This is a genomic window from Streptomyces sp. NPDC029169 (genome assembly GCF_055563935.1).
In genome coordinates, this window is sequence record NZ_JBVHXA010000005.1 from 142,475 (window position 1) to 166,129 (window position 23,655).

Below are 23,655 nucleotides of genomic sequence, written 5' to 3' on the forward strand. Positions count from 1 at the left end.
GCGCCCAAGAAATGACGAGCGAGACATGACGAGCGAGAAATGACGAGCGCCCCGGGCCGTGAGCGCCTCACAATGGCGCGCATGACCTGGTCTTTCGTACCCGAGCACGTCCACACCCCCGAGGCGACCGCCCTGCGCCGTGACTACTACGACGACGTCGCGAGCCGCTACTGGCAGCGGCCGGCGACCGAGGCGGAGATCGACGAGGGGCTGGCGAACGACGGGGTGGAGCTGCTGACACCCCCGACCGGCCAGTTCCTCGTGGGCCGGCACGAGGGGAAGCCGGCGGCCTGTGGCGGCGTGCTGCTCCTCGACGAGGAACGTGCCGAGCTGACCCGGGTGTTCCTGCGCCACGCCTTCCGGGGCACGGGCGGTGCCGGGGCCCTGCTGGAGCACCTGGAGGACGCGGCCCGTGAGCTGGGCGCCCGGCGGATGGTCCTCAACACCCGCCTGGACCTGATCGAGGCCCGCACGCTCTACACCCGCCACGGGTACGTGGAGATCCCGGCGTACTGCGAGGGCCCGTACATGGACATCTGGTACGGCAAGGATCTCTAGGGCGCGTGGTGGTCGCGGGGCGGTTCGGGCAGGTGGGGCCGCTCCGCGTCCGAGCCGCTCAGCTCGGCCGTCAGCTCCTCCACCAGCTGGACGAGATCCGTGGGCCGGTCCGGCCCCCACCAGTCGCCGAGCAGCTCCGCGAGCGACTCCTCGCGCGCCTTCGCCAGCCGGGTCGCGGTCTCGACGCCCTCGTCGGTGAGGATCAGGTGCAGCCCCTCCCGGCGCGCCAGATGCCGCTCCTCGACCTGGCGGGACGCCTCCGTGATGGCCCGTAGGGGTACGGGGGTGGTCTCGGCGAGCCGGGCCGGCTCCACGGTCCCGTGGCGGCGGATCCGCAGCAGCAGCCAGCTCGCGGCGGGAAGCAGATCGAGCCCGGCCTTCGCGGTGATCTTCTCGTAGACCGCCTTGCGCCCCTCGCGCGAGCCGAGCACGGAAAGGGCCCGGCAGCACTCGTCGTACGAGGAGCGCTCCACCGGGTTGGAGGCCAGCGTCTGGCTGGTGTCGGGGGCGGTCACCGAGCCGCGCAGCTTGTCCTCCCTGAGGAACCAGGCGACGACGCAGCCGATGAAGACGACGGGCGCGGCGTAGAGGAAGACGTCGGTGATGGAGGTCGCGTAGGCGTGGACGACCGGCGGCCGCAGCTCGGCCGGGAGTTCGGCGATGGCGCGCGGGTCGGCGGCGATCTGCTCCGGTCCGGTCCCCGGCGGAAGCGGCTGTCCGGCGAGGGCGTCGTCGAGTTTGGTGTTGAGCCGGTTGGTGAAGATCGTGCCGAAGACGGCGACGCCGAACGAGGCTCCGATGGACCGGAAGAAGGTCGCACCCGACGTGGCCACCCCGAGGTCCTGGTACGAGACGGCGTTCTGCACGACGAGGACGAGGACCTGCATGACGAGTCCGAGTCCGGCGCCGAAGACGAAGAAGTAGGCGCTCATCGCCCACGTGGAGCTGGTCTCCGTCAGTTCGTTGAGCAGCAGCAGCCCGAGGGCCGTGACGCCGGTGCCCGCGATGGGGAAGACCTTCCAGCGCCCGGTGCGGGAGACGATCTGGCCGGAGGCGGTGGAGGTGAGGAGCATGCCGAGGACCATGGGCAGCATGTGCACGCCGGACATGGTGGGGGTGATGCCCTGGACGACCTGGAGGAAGGTCGGCAGATAGGTCATCGCCCCGAACATCGCGAAGCCCACGATGAAGCTGATGACCGAGACGAGGGTGAACGTCCGGATCCGGAAGAGCTTCAGCGGCAGCACGGGCTCGGCCGCGCGCTGCTCGACGTACACGAACCACACCAGGAGTACGGCTCCGAGGACGGCGAGCCCGATGATCTGCGGGGAGCCCCAGTCCCAGGTGGTGCCGCCGAGGGAGGCCACGAGGACCAGACAGGTGGCGACCGAGGCGATGAGGAGCGTACCGAGATAGTCGATGGTGTGCCGGGTGCCGCCCACCGGGATGTGCAGCACGGCGGCGATGACGAAGAGGGCGACGACGCCGATGGGCAGGTTGATGTAGAAGACCCAGCGCCACGACAGGTGTTCGGTGAACAGCCCGCCGAGCAGCGGGCCGAGGACGCTGGTGGCACCGAAGACCGCGCCGAACAGGCCCTGGTACTTGCCGCGTTCCCGGGGCGAGACGAGGTCGCCGACGATGGCCATCGACAGGACCATGAGCCCGCCGCCGCCGAGGCCCTGGAGCGCACGGAAGCCGATGAGCTGCGGCATGTTCTGCGCGATGCCGCAGAGCGCGGAGCCGATGAGGAAGATGACGATGGCCGCCTGGAAGAGCTTCTTGCGGCCGTACTGGTCACCGAGCTTGCCCCAGAGGGGTGTGGCGGCGGTCGAAGCGAGCATGTAGGCCGTGACCACCCAGGAGAGGTGCTCCATGCCGCCGAGTTCGCTGACGATGGTCGGCAGGGCGGTGGAGACGATGGTCTGGTCGAGCGCGGCGAGCAGCATGCCGAGCAGCAGCGCGCCGATCGCGACCATCACGGAGCGGTGGCTCCGCCCGTCTCCGGGCGCCGGGCCACCGCCGAGGTCCGCCGTAGGTACTTCCTGGGCCATGGGCATCTCCTCGCGTCCGTTCCACTCCATCCTGATCGGAATGTCCATTTACGGCCTGCGGAAGGGCACGGCTGCCCGCGGGGCACGGGAGGGTGGCCTGCATAATCGCTGCCAGTTGGACTGGGGAGGGGACCCACGATGGTCGGACATGTATGTCCTGAATGCGGTGCACACAGACCGCGCTGTGCCTGCGTCGAGGCGGAGATCGCCGCGGCGGAGGACTTCGACCCGCTGCGGGTCCGTCCGTACGTGACGCTGGAGGCCCCGGAGCAGGGGGAAGGGCCGCCGCCCACCCCACCACCGGCACCGATAGCGACACCGGCGCCGGCGGACCCGCCCGAGACCACGCCCACCGAGGCCGGGGAGCACGCCCCCGAGGTCCTGCCGTACGAGCTGGACGGGCCCTACGAGCCCGAGCGGCCGGTCACACGCCGACGCGGCGCGCTGGTGGCGCTCGCGGCGGCGGTCGCGGTCGCGGTGGTCACCACGGCAGCGCTCGCGGGAGACCTGCTCGGCGGCGGGGACGCGACGGACGACCGAGCGGCCGTGCCCACGCTCACCGCGAGCGCCTCGGAGAACATCGCGGTGTCGGAGGCCCCGCCCTCCCCGTCCCCCTCGGCTTCGCGGTCCGCGTCGCCCTCGTCCTGGCCGTCCGCCTCCGCCTCTGCCTCCGCCTCTGCCCGCCCGACGGAGGCGACCGAGCCGGGCGGACCGCCGTCCCCCTCGACGTCCCGCACGACCACTACGTCCGCACCGGACCCCACGCCCACCGAGGACGCCCTGGGGCCCACGCTGCGCGTCGGGGACTCCGGCGCCGAGGTCCAGGAGCTACAGAAGCGCCTCAAGCAGGTGTGGGCCTACGACGGACCCGCGAACGGCGAGTACACGAAGAAGGTCGAGGACGCGGTCGCGAGGTACCAGTCGTACAAGTACATCCAGGGGGACGCGAAGGGCGTCTACGGGCCGAACACCCGCCGCGCGCTGGAGGCGGAGACCACGGCCGAGGGGCGCTGAGGTCCGCGATACGGACGGACTGGCGCCGCGGCTCCCCGTTTTGTATCGTCGAGGAACAAAGTGGCCCCGCCCGCACACCCTGACCGGCGGGCGGGACCGCTCTGTTCTCCTCCCACCCCTCTGGAGACCCCCTGATGCCCGCGCTCACGACCCGCGCCCTCCTGCTGGACATGGACGGCACCCTCGTCAACTCGGACGCCGTCGTCGAGCGCTGCTGGCGCCGCTGGGCCGTACGCCACGGGCTCGACCCGGAGGAGGCGCTCAAGGTCGTCCACGGCCGCCAGGGGTACGCGACGATGGCCGTCCTCCTCCCCGGCCGGCCCATGGAGCAGAACCACGCCGACAACCGGGCGATGCTGGCGGAGGAGACCGCGGACCTCGACGGCGTCCTACCGGTCCCGGGCGCCCCGGCCTTCATGGCCGCACTCGACAGCCTCCCGCACGCCCTCGTGACCTCGGCGGACGAGGCCCTCGCCCAGGCCCGGATGGGCGCGGCGGGGCTGCGGATGCCGGAGACCCGGGTGACGGCGGAACGCGTCGGCGCGAGCAAGCCGGACCCGGAGGGCTTCCTCAAGGGCGCGGCGGAACTGGGATTCGACCCGGCCGACTGCGTGGTCTTCGAGGACTCCGAGGCCGGCATCCAGGCGGGCCGCGCGGCGGGCATGCGCGTGGTCGGCGTCGGCCCGAGGGCGGCGGCCTTCGCCCCGGACGTCCACGTCGCGGACCTCACGTCCGTAAGGGTGAAGTCCCTGCCGACCGGCATCCGCCTGACGTTCCCGGCGTAACGCCCACGCGGTACGGGCCCGGGCCCTCGGCCTGAACGCCCTTGAACGGCCCTGGCCCCCGTGGGTTGTGCCCACCCGTTCCGCCCTGCGGAACGATTGCTCACAACGGCGGCGGCCGAGATGCACCACGCCGCCCGCCCAAGGGCCCCGCCCACGGGGGACCAGAGGCTCACGGGCCCCAGGACCGCGAGCCCCTACCCCCGCCCCCGGACAAACGCGCCACGCGCCACCAACTCCAGCACCACCCCCACCGCCACCGCCTGCACCACCATCAGCGCCACCAGCACGAAGAGCTGCACCGCCCCCGCCTCCCAAGGCGACGCCCCGCCCAGCAGCATCCCCACGAACGCCCCCGGCAGCGTCACGAGCCCCACCGTCCGCGTCTGGTCGAGCCCCGGCAGCAGCGCGTCCGACGCCGCGCGCCGCGCCACCTCGAGCCGCGCCTCCCGCTCCGGAAGACCGAGCGCGAGCCCCGCCTCCACCTCGCCGCGCCGCGTCTCCAGCTCGTCCAGCGCCCGCCGCCCACCGAGGACCGTGGCGGTCAGCGCGCCGCCGATGAGGATGCCGGTGACCGGGATGAGCGCCACACCCCGTACCGGTACGAGCCCGGTGAGCAGCAGCACCCCGACGACCGGCCCGACGCCCGCCGCGATCGGCACCCCCGCCCACCACCATCCGCGCCCCGGACCGGGGACGATGCGCCGCCCGGCGGTCCAGACGGCCACTCCGTACATCACCACCAGGAATCCAAGGAGCAGCGGCAGATACCGCATCACCCAGCCGATCACGAGTGACACCGCGACCAACTGGACCGCCGCGCGCCCGCCCGCGACCAGCGAGTCGCGGGCGCGCCCGAGCCGGGCGAGGGCGACTGCGCCGGCGGCCACGACGAGCAGAACGGCGAGAACCACGCCAAAGGTGACGTTCACGTCCAGAAGCACAGGCCAACCCTAGAACCAGGAAACGGAATTGTCGTTCCGTCACAACCCTTGATGTGACGTGCTCATGTCGCCACCCTGTTACCTGGCGCACCCCCCACCGAAACCTGGCGCCGCCACGATGACCGGGCCGCCGGGCACCCACCCGGACGCGCACGCGCACCCACCCGGGCGCGCACCCGCGCACGCACCCGGGCACCCGCCCGGGACGGAACGGCCAAGGACCCTCCACCCCAAGGGAGTTCGCATGCTCGCCGCAAGCATCTACGCGCGTCGAATAGCCCGTCGCGCGACCGTTCTCGCCGCCACCGCCGCCCTCTCCGTCACCGGCCTCCTCGCCACCGCGCCGACCGCCCAGGCGGCCATGCCCACGCCCGTCAGCGCGGCCACCGCCCGTACGTACCTCGCCGCACTCACGGTCAAGGCGGAAGGTTCCTCCACCGGCTACAGCCGTGACCTCTTCCCCCACTGGATCACCCAGTACGGCGCCTGCAACACCCGCGAGGTCGTCCTCAAGCGCGACGGCGTGAACGTCGTCCAGGACTCCAGCTGCGCCGCCGTCAGCGGCAGTTGGTACTCGGAGTACGACGGCGCGACCTGGTACGCCGCCTCCGACCTCGACATCGACCACGTCGTGGCGCTCGCCGAGGCGTGGCGCTCCGGCGCGAACTCCTGGACCACCGCCAAGCGCCAGCAGTTCGCCAACGACCTGACCCGCCCGCAGCTCATCGCGGTGACGGACAACGTCAACCAGGCCAAGAGCGACCTCGACCCGGCGGAGTGGCTGCCGCCGCGCACCTCGTACCACTGCACGTACGCCCGCGCGTGGGTCCACACGAAGTACTACTGGGGCCTGAGCGTGGACTCCGCCGAGAAGAGCGCCCTCCAGTCCGTCCTGAACGGCTGCTGACCCACCTGCTGAGACGGCTTCCGCCGCCCCTCTGTCGTTCCGTACCGTACGGCGGGACGACAGCGGGGACGGGACGGGGGCGGAAAGAACAATGGCGGCCGGACTGAGACTCGGACCAGCGCTTCGGTACGTCGACGGGGTGCGGGGCGACTCCGCGACGATCTGGGTCGAGACCGACCGCCCCTGCACGGCGGAGGTCCACACCGGCTCCGGCGCGGGCGGAAGCACCCGCACCTTCCAGATCGCCGGCCACCACTACGCCCTGATACCGGTGACGGGCCTGACTCCCGGTACGACGACGGAGTACGAGGTACGGCTCGACGGCCGCACGGTCTGGCCGCCACCGGACTCCCGCTTCCCCCCGAGCACGATCCGCACCCCGTCCCCGGACGACGCCGTCAGGGTGGCGTTCGGATCGTGCCGCTGGGCGGCGAAGCCGGCCGAGGGCAGGGACCCGGTCGGCCCGGACGCCCTGGACACGCTCGCGCAGCACCTCTCCACCCACCCGAACGCCGAACGCCCGGACGTACTCGTCCTGTTGGGCGACCAGGTGTACGCCGACGAGACCTCGGCCGCCACCCGCCGCTGGCTCGCCGCCCGCCGGGACCCGCGCGACGCGCCGGGTTCGGAGGTCGGGGAGTACGAGGAGTACACCCGGCTCTACGACGAGTCCTGGGGCGACCCCGAGGTCCGCTGGCTGCTCTCCACCGTCCCCAGCTGCATGATCTTCGACGACCACGACGTCATCGACGACTGGAACACCAGCGCCGCCTGGCTGGCGCGGATGCGGGCCACGCACTGGTGGCGCGAAAGGGTCCTCAGCGGCCTCATGTCGTACTGGGTCTACCAGCACCTGGGCAACCTCTCCCCGGCCGAACTGGCCACCGACAAGCTGTACGCGGAGATCCGCGCCGTGCCCGACGGTACGGACCGGCTGCGGCGGTTCGCGTCCGAGGCGGACGCCGATCCGGCCTGTGTGCGGTGGAGTTACCGCAGGGACTTCGGCCGTACCAGGCTGCTGGTGATCGACACCCGCGGGGCGCGCCTCCTGGAGGAGGACGCGCGGGCGATGCTGAACCCGGCCGAGGCGGCCTGGTTGCGCGAGCAGGCACTGTCCGACAGGAGCTCGTACGACCATCTCCTCGTCGGCACCTCGCTGCCCTGGCTGCTGCCCCCACTGATCCACGAAGCGGAGACGTGGAACGCGGCGCTGTGCCGGGGCGAACGCGGCGGGCCGGAGGGCCGGTGGGCGCGGTTCGCGGAGGATCTGCGACAGCGGGCGGACCTGGAGCACTGGGCGGCGTTCCCGTCGTCGTTCGAGGCCCTGACGCGGCTGCTCGCGGAGGCGGGCAGCGGCCCGGACGCGCCGGCGACGGTGTGCGTCCTGTCCGGGGACGTCCACCACGCGTACGTGGCGGAGCCGCACTGGCCGGACGAGCGGCCCGAGGCGCGGGTGGTCCAGCTGACCTGCTCGCCGCTCCACAACGCGATCCCGCGTGCGGTACGTCTGGGCTTCCGCTTCGGCTGGAGCCGCGCCGGCCGCCGCCTGGGCCGCGCCCTCGCCCGCCATGCCCGCGCGGGCCGGCCCCTGATCAGCTGGCGCAGAACGGGCGGCCCGTGGTTCGGCAACCAGCTCATGACCCTCACCCTCGACGCCCGCTCGGCCCACCTGACCCTCACTCAGGCCCGCCGGGGCGGCCGCCTGGTGACCGTCGACGAGCGGATGCTCAGCGGCAGTTGAGCAGGGGGGCGGTTCGACGGTTCAACCCCACCCCCGGCGCGTGACACTCACCACAGATCACCATATGACCGAATGTTGAACTTGCAAGTATCGCTGAGGGGTGCCTAACCTGACGGCCTCATCGGTTCCGTCCCCCCACGTTCCGCTTCCTCCGGAAGCGGACCGACCGAAGGGTCCCCGTCCCCATGAACAACCTGGCCAACCGCCTGAACCAGGCCCAGCCGTACGCGCTCGGCCTGTTCCGCATCGTCATAGGCCTGCTCTTCGCCTGCCACGGCGCCGCCTCGCTCTTCGGCGTCCTCGGCGGCGCGATGGGCGGTGGCACCATCCCCACCGGCACGTGGCCGGGCTGGTACGCGGCCGTGATCCAGCTCGTCGGGGGTGTGCTCGTGCTCGTCGGCGTGGGTTCCCGTACCGCCGCCTTCATCGCCTCCGGCTCGATGGCGTACGCGTACTTCAAGTTCCACCAGCCCTATGCGCTCTTCCCCATCCAGAACACCGGCGAGTCCGCGGCGCTGTTCTGCTGGGCGTTCCTGCTGATCGTCTTCACGGGCCCGGGCGCTCTGGCGCTCGACGGGCTCTTCGGGACCCGCGGCGCCCGCGGTGCCGACGCCGGGCAGCGCGAGAAGCAGGACGCGCCGGCCGCCGCGTGACGCCCACGCACACTCCACGGGGCAGGGGGCCGGAAGCCGTCCGAACGGTTTCCGGCCCCCTGCCCCGTTTTCGCTGCCCGCCCCCGCGTACGCTCTAGCGCTGTGAACGTGCTCGACAGCATGGGGTCACTGCGGTCGCTGACCGCGGGCCCGTGGATCTACGCGGCGGTGGCCACGTCGGTACTGCTCGACGTCTTCCTGCCGGTGCTGCCGAGCGGGGTCCTGGTGATCACGGCCGCGACGGCGGCGGCGACCGCCACCGCGGCCTCCCCGGACGTGCCGTCCGTCCTCCCTCTTCTCCTCTGCGCGGCAACGGCCTCGGTGCTCGGCGACTTCGTCGCGTACCGGCTGGCCTGGCGCGGTGGGGCCCGGCTTGACCGGGCGATCGCCCGTTCACGCCGGCTGACCCGGGCGCAGGAACGTCTTGGCACGGCCCTCGCGCGCGGCGGCGGCCTGCTCGTGGTGATCGCGCGCTTCGCCCCGGCGGGCCGCTCGGTGGTCTCCCTCGGCGCGGGCGCGGCGCGGCGCCGGATCGTGGAGTTCCTGCCCTGGTCGGCGCTGGCGGGCGTGGCCTGGGCGAGCTACAGCGTGGCGCTCGGCTGGTTCGGCGGGCTGTGGCTGGGCGCGACCTGGGTGAGCGCGGGCGTCTCCATCCTCGCCCTGTTCCTGGCGGGCGCGCTGGCCGCCTATGTCATACGGCGTCCGGCTGCGGCTCCCGCACCGGCTCGGGCTTCCTGAGCCCGCGCACCTCGAGGCCGTCGAGGAGCCGGGCGGTCGCGGCGGCGACCTCGTCCACGGCCCGGTCGAACACCTCCCGATTGTGCGCGGCGGGTCTGTGGAAGCCGGAGACCTTGCGGACGTACTGCAGGGCGGCGGCGCGGATGTCGTCCTCGGTCGCCTCGTCGGGCAGGACCGGCGGTCGGAGGGTCTTGATGCTGCGGCACATGTCTCCAGTGTGACGCGCCCCACTGACAGCGTCAGCTCCCGAAGCCGCGCCTGCTCCGTGCGTTGATCTCGGCGGCGCGCGCCCGCAGCTCTCTCATGGGCGTGGCGAGCTGTACGTCCCCGGGTTCGGCCTCCCACTCGCGGCCGCCGTGGACGGGCCGGATCAGATACCGCCCGGCGACGCTGTCCACGTAGAAGCCGACCCGCCCGGTGGCAGTGTCGCGTACGAGGTCACCGACCTCGGGCAAAGGCTGCACGAATCCCCTCCGTCCCGGAATCCCAGATCTCTAGAGATACACCCAGAGAAACCCGGCGCCTCCCCCCTGTCAACGTATCTCTAGAGATGTCCCCCGATGGACGGATCACTCGCACAGGTCGGCGCACACGCGTGCACCACCTCGTCGGACCGCGCCGTAGGGTGTCCCGCAGACGAAGGGAGTGGTCCACCCATGACTGACCGGGACAGCGGTCGTCGGCCCAAGTACCAGCGCATCGCCGACGAGTTGAGAACCGCCATCCAGTCAGGCGCCTTCGCCCCCGGCGACCGGCTCCCCGGTGAGAACGATCTGATGACGACGTACGACGTGGCGAGGATGACGGCCCGCCAGGCGCTCTCCGTGCTGCGCAACGAGGGCCTGGCCGAGGCCCGGAAGGGCGCCGGGGTCTTCGTCCGTACCTTCCGCCCGCTGCGCCGGCGGGGCATCCCCCGGCTCGCGCAGGACCATTGGGGCACGGGCCGTTCGGTCTGGTCGGCGGACATCGAGGACCGCGCGCTGGTGGTGGACCAGATCGAGGTCGGCCGGGCGACGGCGGACTCCCGGGTCGCCGCGGCGCTCGGCCTGCCCGCGGGCTCGCCGGTCTGCGTCCGCAGCCGGCGCTTCGTCCTGGACGACAAGCCGGTCCTGCTCTCGGTCTCGTACCTCCCGGCCGACCTCACCCAGGACACCCCGATCGCCACCCCCGACACCGGCCCGGGCGGCACCTACGCGCGGCTGGCCGAACTCGGCCACCAGCCCGTCCACTTCCGCGAGGAGATCCGCTGCCGGATGCCCAAGGCCGACGAATCGGCCCGACTCGCCCTGGAGTTCGGAACGCCGGTGATCCTGATCGCGCGTACGGCCTTCACTGAGAAAGGGGTTGCGGTGGAGCTCAACGAGATGACGCTGGACTCGGCGTCGTACGTCCTGGAGTACGACTTCGACGCGTGACGGCTTCGACGGGTGACGGCTTCGACGCGTGACGGCTTTAGCGCGTAACGGCTCAGCGCGTGACGGCGAAGACGGCGCCGGGCGCGGCGTACGCGACCTCGCCACGGAACACCCGCCCGGCGCTGGACACGGCCTGCTCGGGCGCGACCCCGGGCCCGACATGCGTCACAACAAGCCGCCCGGCACCCGCCTCGGAAGCGCTCCGCCCCGCCTGCTCGGCGGAGTGGTGCCCGAACCCATCGCCGTCGGCCTCGCAGAGGAACAGCTCGCAGTCCCGGGCGAGTTCGGTGAGCGCGGGGCACGGCTCGCAGTCACCGGAGTACGCGATACGGCCCCCGCCCCCGTCCCGATCCTCGATCCGCAGCGCAAAGGCGGGCAGTCCCCCGTGCTCGACGGCCCGCGCGCGCAGGCTGAGCCCGCCGATCCGCACCTCGTGCCCGTCGTACAACTCCTCGAAGGCGAAGGCGTCTTCGACGGGGCTTCGGGTCGGCCCGTTGGTCAGGAACCCGGCGAGCCGGTCGGCGGTGCCGGGCGGTCCGTAGAGGGGCAGGGGCGCGTCGCGCCGGATGTCGGCGTAGAGGAGCCCGTAATAGGCGGTGAGCAGGTCGGCGCAGTGGTCGGCGTGGAGGTGCGAGATCCACACCGCGTCGATCTCCCCGAGTCCGGCGTACCGCTGCAACTCCCCGAGGGACCCGCTGCCGGCGTCCACCCACACGCGGACGCCGCCGCCCTCAACGAGGTACCCGGAACAGGGGTTCCCGGGCCGCGGGAAGGGCGTGGCGGACCCGAGCACGGTGATCCGCAGGCTCACGCGCCCTCGGCCTCCCGCCGGGCGGCGGGGATGCCGTGCTGCTGGACGTCGGCGTTGACCTGCCCGCCGAGGGTCATGACGTTGAGGGTCGCGGAGTTCTCGCTGGCGATGGCCTTCTCGACGCGGGCGACTAACGTCGTGAAGCAGTCACGGTCCGAGAGCTTGTGGTACGGCCCCACCTTGGCGGCGAAGTAGACCCGCTCGTGCCCGAGCAGCTGCTCGGTCGACCGGTAGTTCTTCCACTGCTCCCGATACCGGTACACGCTCTCGAGCGACACCGACGCCACCACGACGAGGCTGAGCACGGTGGCGGTGATCTTCGCGAACCCCAGATCGAGATTGACGAGCACGGGCACGAGCGCACCGCCGACGACGGAGAGGGTGCGCATGCGCAGATGCATGGCCTTCATCTTCGTGGCCTTGCGGTCGTACCACTCCTGATACTGCGTCAATCTGCTCTCGATATACCGCTGTGGCGTCATCTCGCCACCCTGCACCTCGACCTCGGGCGCGTCCCCCACGTCAGCCATGCCCGGAGTACACCCCGCAGCCCCCCACCCCGTCAATCTCGACTCCCGCCAACTTACCGATTCCGTGGTCCTTCTGGCACAGGACCGATCACAATGTGCGGAAACTGTGCAGCCGCATCCCCTGGGCCTGAGTTGATCTGGAGTAAGCGTGACGCGTCCGCACGTTCCTGCCGCCCCACAGCCCGACCCGGCCTTCGACGCCGTTCCCGCACTGGACGGGGAACTGCGCTTCGACGGGGCGGCCCTCGAAGCGGCGTCCACCGACTTCGGGGGTCTGGTCCACCGGCCGCCCGCCGCGGTCCTCAGACCCGGCTCCGTCGAGGACATCGCCACGATGGTCCGCTACTGCCGGGAGCGCGGACTGAAGGTCGCCGGGAGAGGCCAGGGCCACTCCACCAACGGACAGGCCCAGGTGCCCTCGGGGCTGGTCATCGACCTCACGTGCCTCGACGCGATCGAAATCCGCGAGGACACCGCCGTGGTCCAGAGCGGGGCACGGTGGAGCGCCCTGGTCCGGGCCTCCCTGCCCAAGGGCCTCACCCCGCCGGCCTTCACGGACTACCTGGAACTGTCCGTGGGCGGCACGCTGTCGGCCGGAGGCCTGGGCGGGCAGATCGGCCGCTACGGCACGCAGGTCGACAACGTGCTCGAACTCCAGGTCGTCACCGGCGAGGGCGAGATCACGACCTGCTCGCCCGCCGTGCGTCCCGACCTGTTCCGAGCCGTCCTCGGCGGCCTCGGACAGTGCGCGATCGTCACCCGCGCCACGCTCTCCCTGGTCCCCGCGCCCACGTCCGTACGGCACTACGTCCTGACGTACGACAGTGTCGCCGCGCTCACCGCGCAGCAGGCCAAGCTGATCAGGGAGGGCCGTTTCGACTACCTCATCGGCCAGGCCCGGCTCACCCCGGCCGGCTGGACGTACCTGCTCGAGGCCGCCGCCTACGACGGGACCCGCGCCGACGATGCCCGGCTCACGGGCGACCTGGAGCACACCTCGGCAGAGGTCCAGGACGTGCCCTATTTCGACTTCCTCAACCGGCTCGCCCTGATGGTGGACACCTTCACGTCCCTGGGCGAGTGGCAGCGCCCCCACCCCTGGTACGACAGCCTGCTCCCCGCGTCCACGGTGAACGCCGTCGTCACGGAGACGCTCTCCGGCCTCAAGCCGACCGCGATCGGCGCGAGCGCGGTCATCCTCCTCTACCCCATACTCACCGCCAAGTGCAGGACCCCGCTCCCGGTCATGCCGGACGAGGAACTCGTCTACCTCTTCTCCCTCCTCAAGACCGCTTCCCCCGGAGCGGACTCCGCCGAGGAAATGACCGCCGCGAACCGCATCCAGCACGACACGACCCTCGAAGCGGGCGGCCACTGGTACCCCATCGGCTCGGTCCCCCTGACCCCAGCCGACTGGGCCCACCACTTCGGCCCCTTCTGGCCCGAATTCCGGAAGGCCCGCCACCGCTACGACCCAGCCGGCATCCTCACCCCCGGCCACCACATCTTCCCCTCACGGGGAAGCCGCCCGTAGCGTCGGCTCAGGACACCACGTACGGCGCCCCGACGATCCAGCCGCCGCGGACCGGTTCCGGCCACTCCTCGTCGGTCAGCCGGACCTGGTCGCCCTCGGCGACGGTGCCGGGCGAGGCCACCCAGCAGTCCAGTGCGAAGGTGCCGTCGTACAGCCGGTGGATGTCGCGCAGGACGTCGTAGTTCCGCTCGCCCGTGTCCGGGTCGACCGTCGTCATGACGCAGCGGGACCGCAGCTTGAGGACACCGATGACGGCGTCGCCGATGCGCAGGGTACGGCCGGGCCAGTCGCGTTCGGCGAGGCCGGGAACGCCACCGATCACCAGGTTGGACCGGAGCCGCCGCGGGTCGTGGCCGAGGGCCTGGGCGGCGCCGTCGGTGATGACGGTCAGGTTGAGGACGTCGAACCTCTCCCGACCGGTGTAGTGCACCGCCTCCGCGTCCGGGCCGGCCGCGCCGCGAATCAGTTCCGCCGCCTCCGGGCTGTCCCAAGGGTGCCCGTCGACGAGCATGCTGCCGTCCTGCGCCGTGGTCGCCGACAGACCGAGCAGCCGGGAGCGCACCCGTGCAGTCAGCAGGCCGCGGGAGTCCCGGACGTGAACGTGCCGGTCACCGACCAGTCCGTTGTCGGTGAGTCCGACACTCTTCAGCTGCTCCCCGCGCATGGACTTGACGGGGAATCGCCAGATTTCTCGAAGGTGCACGTGAATCTCTCTCGAATCCCAGACCGGCACGGTCAGAAGAACCGGACGAGAACGGCAGCCCGGCCCCTCCGCTCAGGGGCGTGCGTGTCATACGCGCCACGCACCCGACCATTCTCGTGCCGACCGACACCGAGCTCCAGTACCTCCCAGGTCACCCGTGGTCGTCTTCCTGCCATGCGTCGACGCCGGCCCGAGCAAGCGCCTGCCGTATCCGCAGTTCGTCGGCGACCGTTCCGCGGTTTCCGGGCCGCCCTGTGTTGTCCACCGTGGGCGCGGACGGTTTCGAACCGCGGACATCTGCTTTGTAAGCCTGGCAGCAGCCTCCAAGCCGTCACCCCAGCTCAGCCTGTCTCTGCGTTGCGACGACTGTCAGCAGCCGCGGACGCCGTGGCGTTCCTCGAATGACCGTGGCTGACCGCCCGATCTGGCACGCATCTGGCACGCGTTCTCAGAGCTCAATCCGCTCGTCCCACCTGAAAGCATGCGATCCAGGAGCCTCCGGCAAGTCGAACCCGCGCGAGGGCACCCTTCCACCGGGGGCTCGAGGTAACTCCGGCGGCAGCGCAGCCTTGGGCTCGGAGTACGTAGCCGGCGAAGCACCGAGTGGGGCGTTCACCCACGCGTCAGCCCCCGCTTGCGGCATCCTACTCATACGCATAGACGCAGTACCGGAAGGTCTAGCGCTGCGCCTTGGGGGAGCCATGGAAATCATCGATCACTTCATTGCACGCTACGCGAAGGAGTATGACTTTTACAGCAGGGCGGCACGCCTCGTCGCCCAAGCCCTAGAGAGAGACCTCAAAGAATCAGGCGTCCGCTGCATCGTCACTTACCGCGCGAAGGACATCACGCGCCTGGAAGAGAAGTGTCGCCAGCGTGCACCGAGAAAGAAATACAAGACAGTGGAGGACATCTACGAGGACATCGTCGACCTGGCAGGCGTCCGCATCGCTCTCTATTTCCCGGGGGAGCAAAACCAGGTAGAAAGAGCCGTCAATCGCCTGTTCGATCTGGCAGAAAAGAAGAATTTTCCGGAGTCAAATAAGAGGCTGGCCGGGAAGGAGTTCTCTGGGTATTCAGCAACCCACTATCGCGTTCGCCTCAAGGAGCGCGAACTAGTCGATCTGGATAAGCGATACGCCAAGGCCCGCGTCGAGGTTCAGGTCGCTTCAGTACTTATGCACGCCTGGTCAGAGGTGGAGCATGATCTCGCCTACAAACCGATGTCAGGCGACTTGTCTGAGGCAGAAAGCGCGATCTTGGACCAGCTCAATGGTTTGGTTATCGCTGGTGAAATGTCACTCAGAATGCTGCAAGAGGCGAGCGAAAATAGAGTGGCCAGAAATGGTCGGTTCCTCAATCACTACGAACTCGCCGCATACCTCCTGAGTCAGGCGGGCAAGGTTTTGGACGAGCCGGTTGGGGACTCGGGTCTAGGTCGAGTCGACCTCTTGTTCAATTTCTTGAGTGAACTAGGCAAAGAGACACCTGCCGACCTGACTCCGTATTTGGCATCACTGCACGACAACGTCGAGATGCGCCCCCTGGCCGAGCAGGTAATTGATGCCCTTCTGGCCGAAGATCCTTCGCGATACGAGCACTTCAACTTGATTCAAGTTGACGCAGATGCCGCTCCACTTGATCCTCGTTCTCAGAGTGCACGAATGCATCAAGAGATCGGCCATTTCCTTACGAGCTGGGTAGAGCTTGAGGAGTCGTTGCGGAACATCTCACCGACGGAAGGTGACGAGCGGATCGCACCACCGATCTTCCGGCTTCTCGATCGCCTGCCGATGCTGGACCCGGAAACTCGTCACGAGATCAATTTGTTGCGAAGGGTGCGCAACAATGTAGTGCACGGCAGAGACGTGCCGCCCCCCAGCTACCTAGCCGACGCCACTGAACGAGTTAAGGAAATTACGGAAAGGGTGCGCCGGATACTCCCCTGACGAAGCGATTTCACTATCCCCACCATCGCTGTCGGACAGTAGGTCGGCGGAGCGGCTTTGGGCTGGAGCTGCTTTGGGGCGAGAGATCATGGCCCCTTACGCTCGCCCGCGGATCGGGCAGGCTTCACCGCCTGCCCCTAAGGCCCGATCTGGGGCCATGATCTTAGAGGCTCGCCCCAAAGTGGCTGCCTAAAGCCGTGGAGCCGACCGCCCCAGCCACAGAGGGGTTCACTCATCCAGCCCTCGCCTTGGCGCGCGGCCGGCGGTCCGGGCTGGAGCGGGGCGGAGACAGGAGCGCAGGCCCGGGGCGACGGGCGCGCGACGCCGCGTTGTCGCGGCGGAAGCGCCCTTGATGACGTAAAGAAACTCTCACCGCACTTTGGCTAGACGCTCCCCAGCATCGCCCCTGACGTACGGGCCCGCCCCGTCCAGGACGTTGAGCAGCCTGATCGCGTCGGCCCCTCCCATGCGCGCTTCGCCTTCAACGGGCGTCAGTCAGTCGACTGTTGTCGACTCGTTGCCCAGGGGCGTGTTCTCGTAGACCCGGTCAGATCGTCCACTTCGCCACAGGGACCGGCTGCTCAGGAGCCGACCCCGGTCGTGATCGACTGGGGCCCGTTGATGTCAGAAGCGGATACCACAGGCCCCTCGCCATGATCGGCGAGGGGCCTGTGAGCTGGTGGGCGCGGACGGTTTCAAACCGCCGACATCTGCTTTGTAAGCCTGGCGCCACGCGTGGATACGTCCTCGCTGGTCGTCGTGCGTGGCACGGTGTCGAGTCTGCCGACGGGCGTTCGCCCCACGCGCTCCGAGTGTCCGTGGTTGACCGCTCGATCTGGCACGGATCTGGCACGGGAGCGCGCTGAGGCGAGGGGGGTCAGTCGTGTCGCGAAGCTGGTACGCGGGTGCCGGAACCAAGGTCGGTAGAAGCTGCCAACAACTTGGCTGCCGCTTGTAGATCGTTGTCCCATGCCGGGAGATCGGGCTGCCTGACACGGCGATGTACCCCAAACGCCTGGAATGGGTGCGAAAGGTAGAGCTAGCGGCTTAGCGTCAACTCCGGATCGAATTCTCCGGGAGCGCGGCGTGTGAGTCCACAATGTGCCCGCTCGCGAACCAACGACAGGAGCATTGGTATGCGTGTCTTCACTGCTGCCGCGGGAGCCGCCGTCGGTGCCACGGCCATGCTGGCCTCGCTGGCGATACCCGCCAGCGCCTCGACCGGAAACCCCGACGCGCCGGTAGGGAGTAGCAACGGGGACGTCTCCGGGGATGTGCGACTCGATGGCGGGCAGGAAGTGCCCGGGCCGGGCGACCCGGACGGTAGTGGCCAGTTCCAGTTCAAGGTCAGCGGTCACACACTCTGCTACAAGCTCAGCGTGCGTGACATCCGTCCTCCCACCTCGGCCCACATCCACATCGCTCCCAAAGGTGAGGCAGGACCCGTCGTCGTCACGCTGAAGACACCCCCCGAGAACGGTTCGGTCAGCGACTGCATCCAGGCCCAGAAGAAGCAGAACCCCGAGAATGCCGCTACAGTGCTGACTTTCTGGGAGCTCAAAGGCATCAAGGAAGACCTCTTCCTCTTCTACACCAACGTCCACAACCAGGAGTTCCCCGCCGGAGCCGTCCGCGGGCAGCTCTCATAACCTGACCTCTGGGCGGTTGCGGCAATCTTGAAAACCGTCGTGGCGCGAGTCACCGGGGTTCACATCCCACACCCACCGCCAGGTGGAACGGCCACTGACCAGGTACATCGGTCAGGGGCCGTTCTCATGCTCGCTGCCCGTCCATCACCGTAGTTCGGTCGGTTGCCGCTAGATGGGGCACGGGAGGGGCACGGCGGCACGGCCACCTTCTGATCCGTAGCTCTAGCCGGATCGGTCAACGGCGGTCATACAGGCTACGTCGAGGCGCCCAGCGGGGGGCGCCGCTGAATGGGGACGATCGCTGTGGTGCGGTACTCAGCTGCTGTACAGCTGCGAGTAGTCCATTGGCTGGGCGAAGTCCCTACCGTCTCGCCCACCGCCGCAGCTTCCCGAGGGCGTGCCTCTTGTGAAGCCGGGTTGCCGAGATTTCGTCCGGGCTCGTCAGGAACGCCGTGATAGGGGTCCATCGCCTGCGCCCCGTGTGAGTCGTCCATCTGACCGCCGGAAAGTCCGTGATCCCTGTGATGCTGTCTCGGGCAATCAAACGCGTGCGCAGATATCCACGGATCACCAACGTCGCGTGCTCGCACCTCGCGCCGAGCCGGTATCCCCTGATGGCGATCACCGCGAACCCGATCACGGCGAGGCAAGCCGCGAGTCGCGGAAGGGTGTCGCTGGCCTGCACCGCATATGCAATGCCCCCAGCCGCCGGGACCGCTCCGGGGATGCTGTTCGCGAGACGGTTCAGCGTCAACGGCGACAGCTCCATGACGCTCCTCATCTGCACCAGCGGCGGGTCGGCGAGCCTACAGGCAGCGAGGCGTGCACCGACAACAGCGCCAGGCTCCCATCCCGCAGACGCACGCGGTGCCCCTCCATCCCGGAGTCTGAGCGCCCCCGATTACGTAGAGAAACTCTCACCGCAGTTTGACCAGACGCTGCCCAGCATGGCCCCTGACGTGCGGGCCCGCCCCGTCCAGGACGTTGAGCAGCTTGATCGCGTCGGCCTCTCCCATGCGCGCTTCGACTTCAACGGGTGTCAGTCAGTCGACTGTTGTCGACTCGTTGCCCAGGGGCATGTTCTTGTAGACCCCAGTCAGATCGTCCACTTCGCCACAGGGACCGGCTGCTCAGGAGCCGACCCCGGTCGTGATGGACTGCGACCCGTTGATGTCGGAAGCGGATGCCGAAGGCCCCTCGCCATGATCGGCGAGGGGGCTGTGAGCTGGTGGGCGCGGACGGTTTCAAACCGCCGACATCTGCTTCGTAAGCCTGGCACCCGCCACCGACCCGTCACAGCCGCTCAGCCCCTCCGCGCGCCGCGACGGCTGCCACGAGGAGTGGACGCCGTAACGATCCTCCAGTGACCATGGTTGACCGTTCGATCTGGCACGCATCTGGCACACGTCCGCCGGCTCCCTCATCGACCGCGAGCAGCCGCACCTTCGGGCGGGTCGGTGACACGCCGGGCGGTCACCAAGTAGCCCGCGAAGCTGACATCCGTCCTGGCCTCCGCCCACCCGTCCGCCTTCTCAACCGGTACCAGTACGGTCGTGCCCGGAACGGGGTAGTTCACCTTGTCCGTGACACCCGGGGGTACCCCATAACGGCAGTGCGCCTCGACGATCGACACCACTTCCACCGAGGTGGGCGCGTTTCCCTCGTCCTGGCCGTGATGCTCTTCGCAGAAGTCGATCTCATCCGCACGTTCGCTACCGACGATGTCGGCGTAGTCCTCCGGATCGGCCTCCAGCAGGGTCCACGAGACAACATCGCCTGGCGCGAAGCTCTCTCCACAGCACTGCATCTGCCAGTCATCGACCCAAATCGTCAACGTCATGACGCCATTGTCCGCCGCCCGCGGGCGGCTGCTCACGGCTGCTCTTACAAGCCTCCTACGAACGCCAACGTGCACAGCCGGTGATGCCAGAGGCCTCGTGGGCCTCCCGGGCGGTCACTAATCTGTTCGCATGATCCCGAACGAAGACCGCCAGTTTCCCGCTGCGCTCGCCGCTGCCATGGCGGTCCGGCTCGACTGCATAGGCGAGGACGGCGTCGACTTCGAACCCTACGAGTCCTTCCTGACTGCCGACGAGACAACGGATTGGCTCCGTGCATGGACGGGGAACAGCGACCTGACCGGCGATGACTTCCGCGTCTTCGGCCAGGACGGCACCGGCGGGAACGCAGCCCTCTGGCTCGTCCGTCCCGGCCGGGACCTGGCAGAGCAGCCCGTTGTCTTCATGGGCTCCGAAGGGGAGACCGCCGTCGTTGCCCGCGACCTGGGCACCTTCCTATGGCTGCTGGCCGACGGCTTCGGCCCGTGGGAAGCAGCCGCCTTCTACGAACCCGAACCCGCCTGGGCTCCGCAGGTCAACGAGGACCTAGCGGCCATCGCGGAGCAGCACGCTCCCGGCCGGCGGGCATCGGCGCCAGCGATCATCGCGGAGGCCGCACAGGAGTTCCCCGACTTCGACAACATCATCATGGGGCTGTGCCGCTGAACATCGCCAGGTGAGCTGGATTGGGCTGCTACGCCTGCGGGGTCGGGCCGCAGCTCGCGAAGGCCATAAGCGGCCGTGAGGACTGTTGTCATTCACCGTCGATGAGGTCAGGTGTGGATGTCGGCTGTCGCCGGTCCGTGAACGGCCGCCGATAGTCCGAGGCGTCCCCGACCGGGGGATAGTCCCTGCCGAACACCACGTAGACGGGGTGCTCGGGATGCCCGACCTCCATGTTCAGGGAGATGTCCACGTCATGGTTGGCGAACCGGTGCAGGTACTGGGTGAAGAGCTTCAGCTCCTCGTCCGATAGTGGATCGTCGAGCCCCTCGTTGTGCATGCCGCTCCCGCCAACTGCTCTGCTGATCGACCGGGTCGGACGATACCCGGGCCGTAGGCGCCATACTCATCGCGTGCGCATAGATGGACATGCTCAGGTGGCCCTTCGGTGCGGTGTCTGGGTCGGTGCGACTCTTACCGCGCCCCTGCTGCTGGTGGCCGGCGATCCGGCGTACGAACGCCTGATGCGGCATCTGTGCCGCGACGAGGGTCCGGGACTCCTGTCGAAGGAAGAAGGTTGGGTGCACCCGGGGTACTGGGTCGTGACCAACGGTCTGGTCCGGGCCCTGACCTGGCCGACCCGGCGTGATGGGCTGTTGAGGGCAGGCCTGATGCGTTAGGCCTCTACCGATTGATCGGGATCTCGTAAACGATCTCGCACAAGGCAGTCGGGACGACGATGTCCGCCGTCTCCACCGGCCGCCCTTCGACGCTGTAGTCCGCCGGATGTGGGTGACGAGCGCGGCCTTCTGGATCCCGAGGAGTGACGCCTCCTCGGCGGTCGCCTGCCGCGGCTCGGGCTGCTCCACGGCATGGCTGATGGTGACGCCGATCTGGGCCATCCGGTTCACGACGCTGGCCCCAGCGTGCGGCCCGCCCTCGGGAAGGACGATGAGCGTCCCGCCGGTGAGGTCGTACGGCTCCCAGCTCGTCGACAGCTGCACGGGCCGCCCGTCGGCGAGGAACTCGTACATCGTCCGGACGCACAACTCGCCCTCACCGATCCCGAGCCGCGCAGCGATCTCCGCTGGCGCGGGCACCTTCGCATTGCCCTTCAGGCGGGACAGGGCGCAGGTGATCGAGGATGCGGTCAGCGGCAGACTTCGAGATCGCGAACAGCGGCGCCACCTGTCGTAGCGTCAGGTTCGTGCGCAGTACGTCGCTACCAGCAACACTCGGCCCTCCAGCGGCAGCCGCCACGGCCAACCAGCGCACCAACTTCCCCACCGGCTACGTAATGATCTCTAGGTCAGGTCATACAGGTCCTCTTCATCCCCCTTCGGAACCAGTTCATCGAATGCTCGCAGTAGTGGGTAACCCACTTCTGGCTCGACTGCAGCGATATAGCATGCCCAACCCAACAGGCGACGACGAGTCATCCTCTCGTCGCAGCCGCCAAACTCCGCCATATAAGCGTCGTAACCGAATTTCGATATCACGTGCAAGATCCATCGCATCTTACGCTTCACTTTGCGCGGAATTCGCGGCCCGTCTGATTCTCCGACGTACAGGCCAGTAACATATTGCGGGCCACCGCGGCGCATGAAAGCGGTCTTGCGCGTGTTCACCGACCAGCCAGCGTCGTCGAGAATGCGAGCGATATCCACTGAATGGCGGTCAGTGACGTCGCCAGAGAATGCGAGATCATCCACATAGCGTGTAAACGACAGACCCTCCGACTGTGCGTATTCGGCAAGGGAGCGGTCCGTGCTCAGGAAGACCAGATTAGACAAGAAGGGCGACGTGCTAAGTCCGATTGGCAGCTTGCCGCCGATAGTGACGAGATTGACAGCAAAGTCCGCGGCCTTCTCTTCGTAACCTTGCTCCAGCAACGAAGCCTTTACGGTTTCGGCGCTAATCGACGGAAAGAAATCCTCAAGGTCCATACGCAACACGCACGCTTTTGCTAGGTGCTGACTGGCATTGCTGACCGTAGAACGCTCGCGAACAAATCCGTGAACATGATCAGGAGCCTCATATGAGAGCAGGCTTATAAAGCTCCGGTGCAAGTTCTTACTAACGGCGTCGAAAGGCCTCTTCGGCTTGAACACTTCTCGTATTCCGCCGTGCTTCTTGCGGTATATCTGCTGAACATAGAGGCGCCCTGCGCCCGCAGGAAGACTCGAAGATAGCCGTTCCAGAATTTCAACCGATACGCCGGCTTGCTCCGCCAGGTCATCAACCGAGTACGGCATTGCCCCCCTTGCGATGGGGCGCCAAGAGGTAGGGTCGCACTCCCGTGCAAGGGCTATCATGCAACGCACGCGAACTCGCGCACAAAGTTGACTGCAACCCTACCTCGCAAGTAATCGTATCACACGTCAATGAAGGGGGTCCTTTCGACTAGAGATTCGACCGCGCTCGAACGAATAGAGCATAGAAATGGACGGCTCAATCTCGCGGAATGCCCTATAGGGATAGTCTTTCGGGTTCGTGGTACAGCCCGCTTGGAGCCATCTACTTACGGCCGCCATGACATAGTCGATGATGGCCGTAGACATGTAAGCCTGCTTAGCGACCATCGTAATGTTCAGCTGCGGCAGCGGTGCTGCTTTTCCGATCGTTTTGCAGGACTGCCTGAAGACGCTATCGGGAAGTCGGCGAATAATCGACTCCATGCCCTCGCTCTGCTCTATATAGCAAAGCAACTCGGGTTCATGGCGATGCTTGATCGATAGGTCACTCAACAATTTTACATACATAAACTCAATTAGCTCGGATTCCGTGCCGCCGGGAACGCGCGTTCGATCGGTTGTAACCATATATGACCGAAAGAAGCTCTTCCCCATGAGCTCTAGAAAACGGTCGGATACCTCTCGCGGATTAGTCGAGCTGTGAAAACCGTTCTTGCGAAATTCTTCGAAGCTGGCAAGCCCGATCAAACTGCTCCTCGCGGATAGGCTTTTGTGCAAGTCCCGAATTCGTTCCTCTACATCATCCGCATCTTCACCCAGTTCAACCGCACCGACGATCAACGGCTGAGAGGCATTTCCGTTTCCTGACTCGTCCATAAATAGCTTCACCGCAAATAGCCTTTCGTGAGGCCTGCCGCAACGCCGTCAATCCGTCCGCGTCGTCGCGTGAGACACGTTGGCCCTACGAAGACACTTCG

General features: G+C 68.1%; 23 protein-coding genes and 2 pseudogenes. 12 read left to right on the plus strand and 13 right to left on the minus strand.

The genetic code is table 11. From position 1 onward, the window contains the following. The first annotated feature begins 72 nt into the window (after positions 1 to 72). Positions 73 to 558: a GNAT family N-acetyltransferase gene (locus ACZ4VI_RS11960; protein WP_467999306.1), complete on the plus strand. Its 486-nt coding sequence runs from the start codon at positions 73 to 75 to the stop codon at positions 556 to 558. On the opposite strand, the gene ACZ4VI_RS11965 is transcribed toward ACZ4VI_RS11960, so the two are convergent. Then, entirely contained in the window at positions 555 to 2,612 is a 2,058-nt protein-coding gene (locus ACZ4VI_RS11965; RefSeq protein ID WP_467999045.1) for an MDR family MFS transporter, read from the minus strand. The genes ACZ4VI_RS11960 and ACZ4VI_RS11965 overlap by 4 nt on opposite strands. Before the next feature lie 138 nt (positions 2,613 to 2,750). Here ACZ4VI_RS11965 and ACZ4VI_RS11970 point away from each other — a divergent pair, with 138 nt between their 5' ends. Together ACZ4VI_RS11970 and ACZ4VI_RS11975 are read left to right on the plus strand one after the other, a co-directional pair. After that, the gene (locus tag ACZ4VI_RS11970) at positions 2,751 to 3,626 is read left to right on the plus strand and encodes a peptidoglycan-binding domain-containing protein (protein WP_467999047.1); all 876 of its coding nucleotides are present in this window, start codon (positions 2,751 to 2,753) and stop codon (positions 3,624 to 3,626) included. A gap of 134 nt (positions 3,627 to 3,760) precedes the next feature. Beyond that, positions 3,761 to 4,411 carry an HAD family hydrolase gene (locus tag ACZ4VI_RS11975; RefSeq protein WP_467999049.1) on the plus strand — a complete coding sequence of 217 codons (651 nt, stop codon included), beginning with the start codon at positions 3,761 to 3,763 and terminating at the stop codon, positions 4,409 to 4,411. Between the two features lie 194 nt (positions 4,412 to 4,605). Here the strand turns inward: ACZ4VI_RS11975 and ACZ4VI_RS11980 are convergent, their stop codons facing one another. Next, the gene (locus ACZ4VI_RS11980) at positions 4,606 to 5,352 is read right to left on the minus strand and encodes an ABC transporter permease (protein WP_467999051.1); all 747 of its coding nucleotides are present in this window, start codon (positions 5,350 to 5,352) and stop codon (positions 4,606 to 4,608) included. A 244-nt stretch (positions 5,353 to 5,596) separates the two neighbouring features. Between ACZ4VI_RS11980 and ACZ4VI_RS11985 the strand changes: the two genes are divergently transcribed. From ACZ4VI_RS11985 to ACZ4VI_RS12000, 4 genes are all read left to right on the plus strand, one after another. Continuing rightward, complete coding sequence (locus ACZ4VI_RS11985; RefSeq protein WP_467999052.1) at positions 5,597 to 6,259, plus strand: HNH endonuclease family protein; 663 nt, start codon at positions 5,597 to 5,599, stop codon at positions 6,257 to 6,259. Between the two features lie 91 nt (positions 6,260 to 6,350). Further along, a complete protein-coding gene (locus tag ACZ4VI_RS11990; protein WP_467999054.1) occupies positions 6,351 to 8,000 on the plus strand; it encodes an alkaline phosphatase D family protein in 1,650 nt (549 codons plus the stop codon). A gap of 185 nt (positions 8,001 to 8,185) precedes the next feature. Beyond that, positions 8,186 to 8,653: a DoxX family protein gene (locus tag ACZ4VI_RS11995; protein WP_467999056.1), complete on the plus strand. Its 468-nt coding sequence runs from the start codon at positions 8,186 to 8,188 to the stop codon at positions 8,651 to 8,653. A 120-nt stretch (positions 8,654 to 8,773) separates the two neighbouring features. Then, positions 8,774 to 9,391, plus strand: a complete 618-nt coding sequence (locus ACZ4VI_RS12000; protein ID WP_467999307.1) for a DedA family protein — start codon at positions 8,774 to 8,776, stop codon at positions 9,389 to 9,391. On the opposite strand, the gene ACZ4VI_RS12005 is transcribed toward ACZ4VI_RS12000, so the two are convergent. Next, entirely contained in the window at positions 9,345 to 9,599 is a 255-nt protein-coding gene (locus ACZ4VI_RS12005) for a DUF2277 domain-containing protein (protein ID WP_467999057.1), read from the minus strand. The genes ACZ4VI_RS12000 and ACZ4VI_RS12005 overlap by 47 nt on opposite strands. Before the next feature lie 31 nt (positions 9,600 to 9,630). Continuing rightward, positions 9,631 to 9,855, minus strand: a complete 225-nt coding sequence (locus tag ACZ4VI_RS12010) for a hypothetical protein (protein ID WP_467999059.1) — start codon at positions 9,853 to 9,855, stop codon at positions 9,631 to 9,633. 192 nt (positions 9,856 to 10,047) lie between these two features. On the opposite strand from ACZ4VI_RS12010, the gene ACZ4VI_RS12015 reads away from it, so the two are divergent. After that, entirely contained in the window at positions 10,048 to 10,806 is a 759-nt protein-coding gene (locus ACZ4VI_RS12015; RefSeq protein WP_467999061.1) for a GntR family transcriptional regulator, read from the plus strand. A 52-nt stretch (positions 10,807 to 10,858) separates the two neighbouring features. On the opposite strand, the gene ACZ4VI_RS12020 is transcribed toward ACZ4VI_RS12015, so the two are convergent. Then, positions 10,859 to 11,617, minus strand: a complete 759-nt coding sequence (locus tag ACZ4VI_RS12020) for an MBL fold metallo-hydrolase (RefSeq protein ID WP_467999063.1) — start codon at positions 11,615 to 11,617, stop codon at positions 10,859 to 10,861. Next, entirely contained in the window at positions 11,614 to 12,147 is a 534-nt protein-coding gene (locus tag ACZ4VI_RS12025; RefSeq protein WP_467999064.1) for a DUF4231 domain-containing protein, read from the minus strand. The genes ACZ4VI_RS12020 and ACZ4VI_RS12025 overlap by 4 nt, the downstream gene beginning before the upstream one ends. Positions 12,148 to 12,295: 148 nt before the next feature. Between ACZ4VI_RS12025 and ACZ4VI_RS12030 the strand changes: the two genes are divergently transcribed. Then, positions 12,296 to 13,681, plus strand: coding sequence for an FAD-binding protein (locus tag ACZ4VI_RS12030; RefSeq protein WP_467999066.1), 1,386 nt, complete (start codon positions 12,296 to 12,298; stop codon positions 13,679 to 13,681). Positions 13,682 to 13,688: 7 nt separating this feature from the next. Here the strand turns inward: ACZ4VI_RS12030 and ACZ4VI_RS12035 are convergent, their stop codons facing one another. Then, a complete protein-coding gene (locus ACZ4VI_RS12035; RefSeq protein WP_467999067.1) occupies positions 13,689 to 14,384 on the minus strand; it encodes an MOSC domain-containing protein in 696 nt (231 codons plus the stop codon). A gap of 701 nt (positions 14,385 to 15,085) precedes the next feature. On the opposite strand from ACZ4VI_RS12035, the gene ACZ4VI_RS12040 reads away from it, so the two are divergent. Both ACZ4VI_RS12040 and ACZ4VI_RS12045 read left to right on the plus strand, forming a co-directional pair. Further along, positions 15,086 to 16,333 carry a GTP pyrophosphokinase gene (locus ACZ4VI_RS12040; RefSeq protein WP_467999069.1) on the plus strand — a complete coding sequence of 416 codons (1,248 nt, stop codon included), beginning with the start codon at positions 15,086 to 15,088 and terminating at the stop codon, positions 16,331 to 16,333. A 1,136-nt stretch (positions 16,334 to 17,469) separates the two neighbouring features. Continuing rightward, on the plus strand, positions 17,470 to 17,982 hold the full coding sequence (locus ACZ4VI_RS12045) for a CHRD domain-containing protein (RefSeq protein ID WP_467999070.1): 513 nt from the start codon (positions 17,470 to 17,472) through the stop codon (positions 17,980 to 17,982). A 1,420-nt stretch (positions 17,983 to 19,402) separates the two neighbouring features. Here the strand turns inward: ACZ4VI_RS12045 and ACZ4VI_RS12050 are convergent. Then, on the minus strand, positions 19,403 to 19,822 hold the full coding sequence (locus tag ACZ4VI_RS12050) for a DUF6578 domain-containing protein (RefSeq protein WP_467999072.1): 420 nt from the start codon (positions 19,820 to 19,822) through the stop codon (positions 19,403 to 19,405). Positions 19,823 to 19,952: 130 nt separating this feature from the next. Between ACZ4VI_RS12050 and ACZ4VI_RS12055 the strand changes: the two genes are divergently transcribed. Then, positions 19,953 to 20,486 (plus strand): SMI1/KNR4 family protein, encoded by a 534-nt coding sequence (locus ACZ4VI_RS12055; RefSeq protein WP_467999074.1) that lies wholly within the window; start codon positions 19,953 to 19,955, stop codon positions 20,484 to 20,486. A gap of 88 nt (positions 20,487 to 20,574) precedes the next feature. Here the strand turns inward: ACZ4VI_RS12055 and ACZ4VI_RS12060 are convergent, their stop codons facing one another. The 5 genes and pseudogenes from ACZ4VI_RS12060 to ACZ4VI_RS12080 form a co-directional block, all read right to left on the minus strand. Further along, positions 20,575 to 20,823 carry a hypothetical protein gene (locus ACZ4VI_RS12060; protein WP_467999076.1) on the minus strand — a complete coding sequence of 83 codons (249 nt, stop codon included), beginning with the start codon at positions 20,821 to 20,823 and terminating at the stop codon, positions 20,575 to 20,577. A gap of 344 nt (positions 20,824 to 21,167) precedes the next feature. Further along, positions 21,168 to 21,592: pseudogene (locus ACZ4VI_RS12065) on the minus strand (UTRA domain-containing protein); the annotation flags it as partial. 13 nt (positions 21,593 to 21,605) lie between these two features. Next, positions 21,606 to 21,751 (minus strand): annotated as a pseudogene (locus tag ACZ4VI_RS12070) (helix-turn-helix domain-containing protein); the annotation flags it as partial. A 36-nt stretch (positions 21,752 to 21,787) separates the two neighbouring features. Continuing rightward, the gene (locus ACZ4VI_RS12075) at positions 21,788 to 22,738 is read right to left on the minus strand and encodes a reverse transcriptase family protein (protein ID WP_467999077.1); all 951 of its coding nucleotides are present in this window, start codon (positions 22,736 to 22,738) and stop codon (positions 21,788 to 21,790) included. Between the two features lie 126 nt (positions 22,739 to 22,864). Then, a complete protein-coding gene (locus ACZ4VI_RS12080; RefSeq protein WP_467999079.1) occupies positions 22,865 to 23,566 on the minus strand; it encodes a hypothetical protein in 702 nt (233 codons plus the stop codon). Between the last annotated feature and the right edge of the window lie 89 nt (positions 23,567 to 23,655).

Excerpts from the sequence above, each read along its gene's own strand:
- ACZ4VI_RS12075 (WP_467999077.1), bottom strand. The coding sequence starts at position 22,738 with ATGCCGTACTCGGTTGATGACCTGGCGGAGCAAGCCGGCGTATCGGTT.
- ACZ4VI_RS11990 (WP_467999054.1), top strand. The coding sequence starts at position 6,351 with ATGGCGGCCGGACTGAGACTCGGACCAGCGCTTCGGTACGTCGACGGG.
- ACZ4VI_RS11975 (WP_467999049.1), top strand. The coding sequence starts at position 3,761 with ATGCCCGCGCTCACGACCCGCGCCCTCCTGCTGGACATGGACGGCACC.
- ACZ4VI_RS12005 (WP_467999057.1), bottom strand. The coding sequence starts at position 9,599 with ATGTGCCGCAGCATCAAGACCCTCCGACCGCCGGTCCTGCCCGACGAG.
- ACZ4VI_RS12060 (WP_467999076.1), bottom strand. The coding sequence starts at position 20,823 with ATGCACAACGAGGGGCTCGACGATCCACTATCGGACGAGGAGCTGAAG.
- ACZ4VI_RS11970 (WP_467999047.1), top strand. The coding sequence starts at position 2,751 with ATGGTCGGACATGTATGTCCTGAATGCGGTGCACACAGACCGCGCTGT.
- ACZ4VI_RS11965 (WP_467999045.1), bottom strand. The coding sequence starts at position 2,612 with ATGGCCCAGGAAGTACCTACGGCGGACCTCGGCGGTGGCCCGGCGCCC.
- ACZ4VI_RS12050 (WP_467999072.1), bottom strand. The coding sequence starts at position 19,822 with ATGACGTTGACGATTTGGGTCGATGACTGGCAGATGCAGTGCTGTGGA.
- ACZ4VI_RS12040 (WP_467999069.1), top strand. The coding sequence starts at position 15,086 with ATGGAAATCATCGATCACTTCATTGCACGCTACGCGAAGGAGTATGAC.
- ACZ4VI_RS11995 (WP_467999056.1), top strand. The coding sequence starts at position 8,186 with ATGAACAACCTGGCCAACCGCCTGAACCAGGCCCAGCCGTACGCGCTC.
- ACZ4VI_RS12045 (WP_467999070.1), top strand. The coding sequence starts at position 17,470 with ATGCGTGTCTTCACTGCTGCCGCGGGAGCCGCCGTCGGTGCCACGGCC.
- ACZ4VI_RS12025 (WP_467999064.1), bottom strand. The coding sequence starts at position 12,147 with ATGGCTGACGTGGGGGACGCGCCCGAGGTCGAGGTGCAGGGTGGCGAG.
- ACZ4VI_RS12000 (WP_467999307.1), top strand. The coding sequence starts at position 8,774 with ATGGGGTCACTGCGGTCGCTGACCGCGGGCCCGTGGATCTACGCGGCG.
- ACZ4VI_RS11960 (WP_467999306.1), top strand. The coding sequence starts at position 73 with ATGGCGCGCATGACCTGGTCTTTCGTACCCGAGCACGTCCACACCCCC.
- ACZ4VI_RS12015 (WP_467999061.1), top strand. The coding sequence starts at position 10,048 with ATGACTGACCGGGACAGCGGTCGTCGGCCCAAGTACCAGCGCATCGCC.
- ACZ4VI_RS12055 (WP_467999074.1), top strand. The coding sequence starts at position 19,953 with ATGATCCCGAACGAAGACCGCCAGTTTCCCGCTGCGCTCGCCGCTGCC.
- ACZ4VI_RS11985 (WP_467999052.1), top strand. The coding sequence starts at position 5,597 with ATGCTCGCCGCAAGCATCTACGCGCGTCGAATAGCCCGTCGCGCGACC.